Here is a 10,494-nt window from a genome sequence, read left to right as displayed (position 1 = left end):
ATGCTGTTGTCATCGTCCAGGTATGAAACAATGTCACCACCAGCTGCATCTAGTCCCAGGTTTCGAGCGTAGCACAAGCCAAAACCACTGCTCGGTTCAGGGTGTTCCATTTCAATGTAACTGATGGGAAAATCAGCTCTTGCCTTAATGCTGTTGATGATATCTTTGGTATCAGGATTAGCGCCATCATTGATGACAATCCACTCGAAATTGCGGTCAGTTTGACTTTGAATGCTTGGCAGTGCAGTAGATGCAAGCTGCATAGGTCTATTGTAGGTCGCAGTGATAATTGATAGTCTCAAAGCTCTATACCTCTATCAGTTGATTGCGTTATTGTTGAATCGATCGCAGTTTGAATTTGCTGCCATCTTGCTACGTCCTCGTTTGTTATACCCCTGGCGGTTTCAATTTGATTACTTGCAAGAGTTAGCCGAATCAGCGTTAGCTTTTCATTGGTTCTGGCAACAGTTAAACTTTGCGTGGTGCTATTGAAGCTGATCTGGTAGTTACTACCTTCCAAGACAAATAGGTTTTCTTTTTCTGTGCGAATGGATTGGGGATACGCAGTTGCTTGCTGCCCAAAGAACAGTCTAGCTATGGGGGCAATTATAGTAGCGCGTTGCATTTGTTCTTGCTGTAATTGCTGGTAGTTCCATTTTCCAAGTTCTATGCCCAAATCCATTTTTACCAAACGTTCTACTAGTATTGCCATTTCTATTGGGCCAACACCTCCAGGGACGGGCGTAATGTTCTGGGGGATTCTGTAAGCACTGCGGTCTACATCGCCAGCTGCACCAGAAGCAGTAGGTGTAAAGCCACCATCGACAACCAAGCGATGAGAGGGGAGTACATAGTCCGTGAAAATTCCTCGTCTTCCGGTGACTGATACTACAATGTCAGCATCTTGAGTTCTAGTCAGATCATCGCCGTCTTCCAAACAGAAACAACTGACTCTGGTTGCTTCTAAATATTTGATGACACCATTGCCCACAAAGCCACCTCCGCCGACAACTGCAACATTGGAATCTCTTTGTGCGTAGGATTCAACAATTCTGGCGATTCCTTCAGCAGTAGCACAACTTTCAAAGAAATTGTTGCTTTGTCTGCGGACGATATCTATATCTTTTTGTGGCTCTAATAGCCCAATTGAGCTTGTAAACTTAGCTGGAATTGGATATTGAACAATAGCAGCAGTCACCTTACCGTCTTCATTAATGGATTGAACGATGCCGTCAAATTGCTCTACTGCGATATTAGGTGACAGCACAATATAATTGGGAGTAATGCCAATAGCGTTGAAAATAGCTACTTTTTGTTCTGCTGAGATTCTGGCTGCTTCATATCTAGCTCTTAATTCATTGCTGGCATTTTCTGAAGACTCAAATCTAATGATTGCTACTTCTTTTTGAGATGCTTGAAATATGGATTTGTATTTTTGACATTCTTGCTTTACATGTTCTCGTATTAACTGTCCGTCTATGAGCGTCATTTAATATGGCGTTAAATTTGATGAGGAAAATTGTCTAGTACAAACAATTTTCTGAATTTATAATAGGATTTGTTGGAATTAGGTAGGGCGTTTGGTGATTTCACCAACTTCTTGGCCATTGCAGGAAACCCAGTTAGTGACGTAGCGTTCAGTGTCATGGAAGCCACTAAATTCAATACTGTTATCAGAACACTTCTCTTGGAACCATTGTTGTGCTTCTTGTTCTGTATTGAATGTTCTAGCGGCGACTTCTTCTACTGGAATCTTCCAGTTTGTATTGCCATACAAATCGCAAACATAATGTGTCATATCTGTTACTCCTTTAACAATATTTAAAAACCACTATGACAATTTTAAATCAACAACAGCAGGCTGAATTAATTATCCAACAAGCTTGCAAGGAAAATTTTACTGATAGCGAGAAAGTTATTTACGATGACTTTATTCTGGAAGCGGGGGTAAAAAACCCAGCCAAGATGACTGAGGCTACTGCTGATGCTTTAATTAGATACCTTAATGGCTGTGAAGCATCTAACGAGTTTGTTGCTAATGTAGTAAATCGCCTCGCGCAAGTTGCCCCTGCTCATATCATGACCAAGATTCTCAAGAGTGATAATGACGGCGATGGTGTGCCTTTATACGAGGAATTAAAACTTGGAACAAAGGTTACGGAATTTGATACCTCTTTTGAAATAGCGGCTGCAAGACAAAGGCAATATCAATTTTCTCCAACTCGGAATTGCGATATGGAGTTGTAAGTATAACCCACTACTAAATAATCATCTGTAGTGGGTATGAGATTGTTATTCTCTAAAACGACTGAAAATAGAAATTAACCAGTTGCTACACAGGCGTAGACGCTTACTCTTAACTCGAAGTAAGTGTCTCAGCGGCTTTCCTCAAACATCGCCATCTTTCCCATACTCAAAATTAACCTTCGGGATACTGGGTGTAAAAAATGCGCTACTGTTAATCGTAAGCGCATTCCCGATCGTGTACAGCGATCGCAATATTCCCAGCCCAAATAATCAGGCGATTCCCCTGTAAGTTTAAATGAGGGAAAATTACCCCAGTGTCCTGATCTTCATCCCAAAACCACCAACCTTGGGATAGTTCAGAAAGAACGCGCATTAGTGCTAACTGTTGCTGTGTGATTTCCCCACCCCCGTAGCTGACGTTGCTAGTGCCATCCCATGATTTAAGAATTGATTCTAAATTGTATCCATTGCCCATAATCCAACTTGCGTAGAAGCAGTCTTTGGATATTTCTTCCATGATGGCTAGCAGTTCAAGTGCGGCATCAGGATTGGGTGATTTTAGGGCTTCGAGTGCAAGGCGGAGGTTTTCTTCCCTGTCTGCAATAAATTCCGAAAAAGCTGCTCTATTTGATGGTAAATTCTCCTTTTCAAGTGTAATTAATTTTCCATTTACAATCTTGACTGGAGTTATATTTGAGTAGTCAGTTCGGTCATCTTCACTTGCCTTTGCTTTTATAGCTAAAGGATGCCAATGGATGCGTTCAATTTTATTGGTCTGAGGATTTGTCCATGTCCAGAATAGTTTGTGAGATGCAGCACCCTTAACCGTCAGATAAGTTCTTTTATGTCGAATGGGATAGTCTACACCTTCTTCTTTTTTGGCTTGCAAAAAGGCTTCTATTGATAGATATTCTTCATTGAGGTATGCCATTTTACGTGGTGCTGTCGCATATGTATAACCCGATATGCTGCTGCTATCACCATCTTTCAATACTACCAAATTCCATTTGTCGTTTATTGGATTCTGTATCCAAAAGTCAACTGATATTGTTTGTACAAACCGATCTAAAATTTGAACTACACAAGGATAGTAAAGTGTGAGTTGTTGGTTGCTATTAGTCATTACTATTCCATCCATTCGATTGGGGATATGGTTTCCTTTTTGGCGGGAAGTATTTTGACTTCGTAGCCATAAAGAATTAATTCATACAGAGTTTCTAATAGTTGCTTGGGTGATATACTGTCCCATTGCTTGCACTCTAAGATATGTTTCAATACCTGCTCTGGAGCATTAACCACCCAAAGACTGTGAATTTTTTTGTTCCTAAATCCCGCACATAATTGAACAATTGGTTGTAGCTCAACTGTTGTTTTTGGTATGTGAATAATTGCTGAACTTATAGGGATTGTTGGTTTTACTTCTAGATTTTTGGGTGGTAAAAAATCGGGTTCACTGTACCACTGTCCGTCGATTTGGTATGCAATCATTAGGTATGGCAATGCTTTAATCGCATTTATAGTTCCCCATCTTGCAGTTTGTCCTGCGTGAAACCAGATGTAAGAGCCGTTGTGTATTATCACAATTTTTATGATTTTGACTTGAGGTTTTGCTTGCCTAGCTAGTTGATAATTTCGTCTATGGGAGAAAATCTAGCTAATTTTTCTAGCTAGAGAATAATTTCGTATTTGTATGAACACTTAGTTAAAACTCGCCATTCTTTAGCCATGTGCAGTTAACTTCATGCTCAGATAAAATACTTTGGATATTCTTGATTGCTGAATTACTCCTAATAATTACCTTTACAAAGTGTGTAATAACTGTGGTGATTCATCTATGAACAGATTAATTTTTATTTAAAATATTCAATGACTTATTGAAAATAAAAAGTGCGCCATTATAATTGATGACGCACTTTTATTAAAAATAAAATTATGATTAAGCGTGGTGAAGGATAATATTTATTGCGTCTTGGGTGCTAATTTGATATTGGGTAAGGAGTAGTAGTTCACCCCTTTTCCCCTTAACTTCTGCATCGGATATAACTTTTAGTCTCCCAAAGTTTGCCCCAACTGGGATGGATTCTTTTCTTTTTTTACAACCGCAATTAGTTGACCGACCATTGGTAAGGGTGTGACTGTAGACAAGTTTTTGGGTTCCACAATCACACTGGCATAATACTTGCTTTCCTTGTTTATTTAGTACAATCCAGCTACCGAATTTTTCACTTATATTAATTACTCGTTTTGTAGTCTCCATAAATCATTTTGGTGCCATTACTGCTGGGTTATATATCTAAAACAAGCTGTTTTTCTTGCTCCAGTTCCTTCTTTATCCAGGCAAGTTGCTGTCCAATGGCTAGGTGCTGCATTGGTACTTTTGTCTCGTATCCCTTTGTTTGTAAAATGGGTGTTACCTCCTGTCTGTAAAGCTTGCCCGTCAAGAATACAAGTCCCAAAAGATATTTTGCTACTTCGAGGCGTTCGCTGAGAGACTGCCCGTGGATGACTGCTAGGGGTATTCTGTTGGGAAGATAACTTTTAGCAAGTTGGATAAATGTTTCTGCTTGTTTAAGGTTGTATTCTTGCCGTTCCCTGATATTTTCTCCAACAAGTAAATGGTCGGGACAAACAATAATATCGCCGACCTTTGAGCGTTCTCTATATCTATGAATAGACCAGTAAGCATCAACATATTTACCGTTTAGAGTGGGGATATCTTGCTCACGGTAGTTAAACGATCCACAATCATGAATAATGGGACTATCTGGAACAATTTCTGCCTTGATTGCGAGTGAGTATAGCCACCCCACAGGCTGATACTCAAGCAACTGCCAGATTGGAATTTTTTCACCCTTGCTTCTAACAAAATCGCTCTTACCCAATACTGGATAGAAACCTAATTTCATAGTATTTAAACGAGCAGAAGTTGATTTACATTCGTTAAGTTAACCCTCTGCTTGGAGAAGGCTAACTAGTAGATGTCTATATTACTGTTTGCCAGGTACGGGGTACAATACCGATGATTTGAGATGTATCTTGGATACTAGGAAGCCATTTTTTGAAGTATTGTGCTTCAAGCTGAAGGGTTTTTTCTCCTTGTAGAAAAGGTTGAATAATCTTATGAATATTACGGCTACGAGCATAATTTTCTAATGCACCCAGTAGCATACACTTTAGAGCTTCTTCTTCAAGTGAATTTGAATTTGTAATGGAATAATCGAAGGTATATTCTATTTTGAGGGCTTTTGCTCCAACCTGAGCAAGACAATTAGTAAACCATGTTTGGTCTTCATAGATGTTTCCTAAATACTTGGCAAGTGCTTTGGCGATCGCACTTCCTACTAAGGGAAAATCTACCCCATCAATCGGTCTGATAATTTCTTGATTTTCTAATAGCTGGTTATGGTTAGTAATCATCTTGATGACTGTCTTGTTGAGTCTAGAGTCAAACCATCTCCTGATAGGTGAGTTTCTATTTTTTAATTCGGATGTTAAGCTCACTTTTTAGTTTTTTGTTTGAGATACTACATTGAGTATCTGCGTGAGCTTTACGTAGTAATTTTTGTTTTAATCGTGTTACTGATTTAAATAAAGAGAATAATTATTCAAAATCAGTGAAAAGCTTGTAAAGTAAGCTTTTTGAGGTTGGAATTTCGGAGTTTAGATAAATTTGCGTAACTCCTAAACCCAAGTTTTTATATTGTCAATGCGACTTTGCAAACTTGGTGATGGGTAATTTACAATTCAACTTCTCTCGACTTGTTTTTAGGTGCAGCAGTGACAGTTTGCCGTTGAGGGGAGGGTATGTGTTCAGTTGGGGTATATTGCTGCCGAATTTCTTCCCCTCGCCATTGTTGTAAGTCGCTCATAATGTCTTTGAGGGGAACAAAATCGACAACTGTTTCTCCTTTCTTTTCAGCTTCATTTGTCTTATGGTTTAAAATCTTGAAGTACATTTCCCTCTGGTCGGCAATTGGTAACTTGCCGTCATTCTCATTTATCCGTTGAAGAATCTCTTCATTACCCTGGTTCATTGCCTTTCCCCAGTCAGGGCTACTATGCTTGACCATGTTCGCCCATTCCTCAGCGATATAGGGGTGAACTTTGACAGGCAGATCGCCAGCTGCTTGTATGACTCGTTCTTTGGGTGCGGCTGCGGCTGCGGGGGTAGATTGTTCGTTACCAAAGATTTGTTCCAAGTTGAGTTTGCTGGCGTTCTGGGCAATAAACTTGACTTGGTTGATGTCGTAGTCAGAGATGTTCATCTTGCTGACCTCTTTAGTAATCCCAACTTCGGTTTTAGTTAGGTCAAACCGGACAAGTTCCTGAGTACCTTTCTCTTCAGTAGTTTTAAATAATTGCAGACTGGCTCGATTATTTTCGGGTTCACGAGTCCGCTTGATGGTAAATTCACCTACCGTAAGTTCTTCCTTATCAGCCTGGATGAGGACGTTATTGAGGGTATGCAACATCTCGTTTTGTTTAAATACTTCCAGGGTTTTAATCGTGCCAACGGGTGCAAGACTTCCCAAGCTATTTGCTACATCACGGATATCAGCATTGTTGAGGTCAGGGAGCTTGCCATTGTCGCCCAAGTACTCTGCCACTATCAGAAACTCCTGACGTTCAACAGGTAACATCTCTGTAGGTTTTTTCGTTATTTTGGGTTCCTCTTTTTTGTTGAGTTTAAAATCCATTAAGGAGTTTTCCCACCCAAATAGTTTATCACTGCGGCGGTGAATGCTAACAGTGTCTCCCTCTTGGCGAATCACAAATGTATCGCTACGGTAAATACGCGACCCATCTTGTTCAAGGATGCCGTATTTTTTTAACATTGCCGTCGCGGTTTCAGCACTGACTTTTCACGGCATGTGGAAAAGGCCATTTTGAGGGTTTTCCAAACCCTGATTTTTCCGTTAGCTATTTTCATTAACTTAAAGCTATTGACAATTAGGCTGTAGAAAAAGTCACGTTTTTTCGAGGCTTGAAGACTTCCCGTGAAAAGTCAGGTTTCAGCAATGTCTTTATTTTCCCCGTTGTAGCGTTCCTCCCGCGCTTGTTTATTATTAATTTGATAGATAGGTACTTCAACTTGACGCGCCCACTGCTGCGCTGCTGACTCTACACCTTGGGAGTTAGCTACTTCTTGATAGCTAAATTCAGGTGCATATTTGTTTCGATTATTAGTTTCTAGCTCCTCTGGCTCTTGTACAAAAAACTGATTGCGAGTTGCATTTTCGTTTACCTCTCCTTCAGTTTTATCTTGAGATTGGTAGTTACTAACAACTATCTCTCTGATTTGAAGAGTTTCTTTGGACTGTGCGATTTCTTCTTGAAGATTATTGACCACATCATCTTCAAAACTCTCATCTGCTTCTATTTCAACAGATGAGTTTATTTCTTGAGTTATGGGCGAACTCTTTTCGCTGTTTTCATCTTGTAGTAACTTATTTATAGTCAGCTGACTATCATCTAACAGTGGATTTACTTCTATAGCAGTGAAATTTTCATTATCAGATAATAACTCTTTTGTATCTTCAGAATTTTCAATAATTTCAGCAGATGGAGGTAGTAGCTTAATCAGTGGTTCACTTGCTACATCTATTATTTCATCTGGGGTAAGTATTTCAGTGACGAGATTAGTTGTACATTTACCTTCGCTATTTTGTTCGTAGATAACGATTTGTTTTTCTGAACCTTCTGACTCCAGATAAGCTGTAATTTTCAGAGCGATCTCACCTGTTTGCTGATAATCACTATTTAAATTGGGTACATCTTCTACTAATCTGGCAGCAATTCTTTGTGCTTGATAGTCTGTAAAAGGTTCAGTTTCTATTGTGTATTGACCTTCTATTAATAGATCGGGCATTAATACAATATTAGTTTCCTGATTACTTTTTATACTTTGGTTGGTTAAATCTACCTTTTCCCATTTATATGCACCAGCAGTGGACTCATCAGGTACAAGATTGTAGATATCTTTTCCAACCTCAACTGCGATTTTACTTGCTTCTTGAGCTTCTTTGAGTTTTTCGAGAATTACTTTAGTTATCTTAGTAAATGCATTGATGAGGGTTTTACTTAATTCCCGACTTGTTTTAATTGCAGTATCGGCTGTATTTAAATATGATTCATTAATTTGAGTGTGTCTGGGGTCAAACATATATTAATTGTGGTGCAGATAATCTATAAACTCAAACAGTCTGATTGTGCTTTACAAAAACCAGTTGACCATCAAACTTAAAGTTTTCAGAAAAAGCTCTTGTACGCATCAACAGGTAACGGTGCATTGCCTGCTTGTACGGGTGCTTGTGGAATAGGAAACTTCCGATCTACTTCCTTGACTCGCAAATCTAAATCTTCCTGTGTAGGTTTTTTCTGGGTACTTTTCCTAGCAAGCTCCTTAATGACTTTATCCCACTTAGTATCGTTTTCTTGTTCGAGTCCGATAACATATTTCGGGATTTTGATATTTTTTAATATTGGTACTGAACCCTCATTTTTATTACTATAAGCTGGGTTAATAAATAGACATTTACCCGGTGGTAATTTGAGGAATTGGGCAGGCTCGAACAGCTTCCGAGTCCGTTCTTGTTCGCTGATAGATGTGCTAGCCCTACCCCCTCCAGTTGAGCGAGATTTCTGTTTATATTTAATTTCCTCTTCACCTAAATATGCAGAAAATAATCGTGCTGATTCTTCTTCACCAGGATTAAAAACAAATTTTGTACCGCACGCACCGAGGATGGCTTTAGAGATTTCCTTACCATAAATCTTTTCTAGCTGACCCATATTTTGCCAACCCAGGATACCGCAGAATCCTTCGGAACGAGATTCGTTAAGCCATTTAAATAAATCTGGAAGGAAGATACTTGGCAACTCGTCAAGACATACTACTAATGGGCCATCTTCCTTGCGTTTTTTGGCGATGCTGCGGGAAACTACCATGTGGAGAATGCTGGTCATCAGGGGGCTGACAGCATCGCGGCGTTCGCGGTCTAACCCGAAGATAATCATCTGTTTGCGTTTTACCTCCAGGGGGAGGGTTGTTTTACCGACAAAGCATCCTAATGTACCCCTTGCCATGAACCGAGTGAACATCAATGAAGCGCTACCAGCGATACCCGCTACGGTTTTCTCTGAGCCAGCCGAACTAAATAATTGACCAAAAGCTATCTTAATCCAGGGGTTTAGTTCGGCTGCCATCAAGCGTTCGACCATCTTCTCGCTGGAAAGTATTGCCGCAGCCGTCATAATATCAGCGCGATCGCCAAACTCTTTGGTTAGCATTAAGATAGCCTGCGTCAACTGATCGCCCGCAGGGCCAAAGAATGCATCCTCAGACGCATTACCCAACAGGCGGAAGTTCTTGTTAATTACCGTCGATATCTTCAAGCGTAAAATCTTCAATATTGAACTCAGTTGCTTCAAAATCGCCCAGTTCCATGACTTCGGCAAGGCTTTGTCCGGTACTCCAGGTGCGTGTCTCCTTCATACCAGGGTTTTTGATATTAGGGAATTCGACGCTGCCAGCACCGCCGAATTTCATATTTTTGAACGTGATACTACTCCAGTCAGGAGTAGGTGCGCCGTTGACGTATTTAGTTGCGACGGGCTGTGGCTGTTTGGTTTGTTTTGTTTTATCTATCGAAGTGTTCAAATTTGAATACTTCGATGGAACTGTTTGAGCTACTGCTTTCTCACCGAATAGGAGACTGCCGATATTGTAGCTACCTCCAAACCGGATTAACCCGTGTAGGGCAAGTCCTGCAATAAGTCCTGCTACCATCAGGTAGCGTAAGTTATTAAATTTTTCCATCCGATACTCAAGCGCTCGGTTGGTTTTGTTGTGAGTAGTTTCTTGACTTGCAGCTCTCACTGGTACGATGGCTACGCCCGCCGAAGGCATCGCAGTGACCTCTGGTGTCGTATCTAAAATTTGGTTGTTAGTGGTCAGATTTTCGGTATACATAACTGGTTATCTAAAACTTGTTTTACCTGGATTTGTTGTTGTGAGAGGGTTATTGCGCTGTGGTGGTATTTCTAACAAGCGTTTTCCACCCAGTAGCATGAGTTTTTCAACCAATTGCATTGATACTCCGGTGCTGCTGGCGGCGACGACAAGTTCCTCTCCTTGCGATCGCAACTCAACAAGTTGGTTCAGACGCTTCCAAAGCTTGCTGTCTGTCGTAACCCACTGGTTTTTTAAGGCAACTTGCATCCCTTTGGCGATATGTCTGCTATCAG

Annotated in this window: 10 protein-coding genes and 3 pseudogenes; 1 reads left to right on the top strand and 12 read right to left on the bottom strand. The window is 40.3% G+C overall.

All coding sequences use genetic code 11. The annotated features are described in order from the left end of the window. From LC586_RS37745 to LC586_RS37735, 3 genes are all read right to left on the bottom strand, one after another. A partial coding sequence (locus LC586_RS37745; RefSeq protein ID WP_229490843.1) for a glycosyltransferase family 2 protein occupies window positions 1-263 on the bottom strand: 263 nt, incomplete at its 3' end. A gap of 35 nt (window positions 264-298) precedes the next feature. Beyond that, window positions 299-1,489 (bottom strand): bifunctional 5,10-methylenetetrahydrofolate dehydrogenase/5,10-methenyltetrahydrofolate cyclohydrolase, encoded by a 1,191-nt coding sequence (locus tag LC586_RS37740; RefSeq protein WP_229490841.1) that lies wholly within the window; start codon window positions 1,487-1,489, stop codon window positions 299-301. Window positions 1,490-1,567: 78 nt separating this feature from the next. Next, window positions 1,568-1,798, bottom strand: coding sequence for a hypothetical protein (locus LC586_RS37735; RefSeq protein ID WP_069072316.1), 231 nt, complete (start codon window positions 1,796-1,798; stop codon window positions 1,568-1,570). 35 nt (window positions 1,799-1,833) lie between these two features. Here LC586_RS37735 and LC586_RS37730 point away from each other — a divergent pair, with 35 nt between their 5' ends. Next, window positions 1,834-2,247, top strand: a complete 414-nt coding sequence (locus LC586_RS37730; RefSeq protein WP_229490840.1) for a hypothetical protein — start codon at window positions 1,834-1,836, stop codon at window positions 2,245-2,247. Between the two features lie 211 nt (window positions 2,248-2,458). Here the strand turns inward: LC586_RS37730 and LC586_RS37725 are convergent, their stop codons facing one another. From LC586_RS37725 to LC586_RS37690, 9 genes and pseudogenes are all read right to left on the bottom strand, one after another. Further along, a complete protein-coding gene (locus LC586_RS37725; protein ID WP_229490838.1) occupies window positions 2,459-3,370 on the bottom strand; it encodes a hypothetical protein in 912 nt (303 codons plus the stop codon). A gap of 2 nt (window positions 3,371-3,372) precedes the next feature. Beyond that, window positions 3,373-3,828 carry a hypothetical protein gene (locus tag LC586_RS37720; protein WP_229490836.1) on the bottom strand — a complete coding sequence of 152 codons (456 nt, stop codon included), beginning with the start codon at window positions 3,826-3,828 and terminating at the stop codon, window positions 3,373-3,375. A 704-nt stretch (window positions 3,829-4,532) separates the two neighbouring features. Further along, a complete protein-coding gene (locus LC586_RS37715; protein WP_229490834.1) occupies window positions 4,533-5,153 on the bottom strand; it encodes a DUF6884 domain-containing protein in 621 nt (206 codons plus the stop codon). 76 nt (window positions 5,154-5,229) lie between these two features. Further along, the gene (locus LC586_RS37710; protein ID WP_229490832.1) at window positions 5,230-5,748 is read right to left on the bottom strand and encodes a hypothetical protein; all 519 of its coding nucleotides are present in this window, start codon (window positions 5,746-5,748) and stop codon (window positions 5,230-5,232) included. Window positions 5,749-5,984: 236 nt separating this feature from the next. Continuing rightward, complete coding sequence (locus LC586_RS43160; protein ID WP_438822965.1) at window positions 5,985-7,082, bottom strand: hypothetical protein; 1,098 nt, start codon at window positions 7,080-7,082, stop codon at window positions 5,985-5,987. A 170-nt stretch (window positions 7,083-7,252) separates the two neighbouring features. Then, window positions 7,253-8,410 (bottom strand): hypothetical protein, encoded by a 1,158-nt coding sequence (locus tag LC586_RS43155; protein ID WP_438822964.1) that lies wholly within the window; start codon window positions 8,408-8,410, stop codon window positions 7,253-7,255. Between the two features lie 86 nt (window positions 8,411-8,496). After that, window positions 8,497-9,639, bottom strand: a pseudogene (locus LC586_RS37700) (type IV secretory system conjugative DNA transfer family protein); the annotation flags it as partial. Further along, window positions 9,632-10,219 (bottom strand): annotated as a pseudogene (locus LC586_RS37695) (hypothetical protein); the annotation flags it as partial. The pseudogenes LC586_RS37695 and LC586_RS37700, both read right to left, overlap by 8 nt. Window positions 10,220-10,225: 6 nt before the next feature. Next, window positions 10,226-10,494: pseudogene (locus LC586_RS37690) on the bottom strand (hypothetical protein); the annotation flags it as partial.

This window comes from Nostoc favosum CHAB5714, from assembly GCF_020829495.1.
GTDB lineage: Bacteria > Cyanobacteriota > Cyanobacteriia > Cyanobacteriales > Nostocaceae > Nostoc > Nostoc favosum.
This window is presented reverse-complemented; position numbering and strand designations above follow the sequence as displayed.

Coding starts and splice junctions, on each gene's coding strand:
- LC586_RS37740 (WP_229490841.1), bottom strand. CDS start 1,489: ATGACGCTCATAGACGGACAGTTAATACGAGAACATGTAAAGCAAGAA.
- LC586_RS37730 (WP_229490840.1), top strand. CDS start 1,834: ATGACAATTTTAAATCAACAACAGCAGGCTGAATTAATTATCCAACAA.
- LC586_RS37735 (WP_069072316.1), bottom strand. CDS start 1,798: ATGACACATTATGTTTGCGATTTGTATGGCAATACAAACTGGAAGATT.
- LC586_RS37725 (WP_229490838.1), bottom strand. CDS start 3,370: ATGACTAATAGCAACCAACAACTCACACTTTACTATCCTTGTGTAGTT.
- LC586_RS43155 (WP_438822964.1), bottom strand. CDS start 8,410: ATGTTTGACCCCAGACACACTCAAATTAATGAATCATATTTAAATACA.
- LC586_RS37715 (WP_229490834.1), bottom strand. CDS start 5,153: ATGAAATTAGGTTTCTATCCAGTATTGGGTAAGAGCGATTTTGTTAGA.
- LC586_RS43160 (WP_438822965.1), bottom strand. CDS start 7,082: ATGTTAAAAAAATACGGCATCCTTGAACAAGATGGGTCGCGTATTTAC.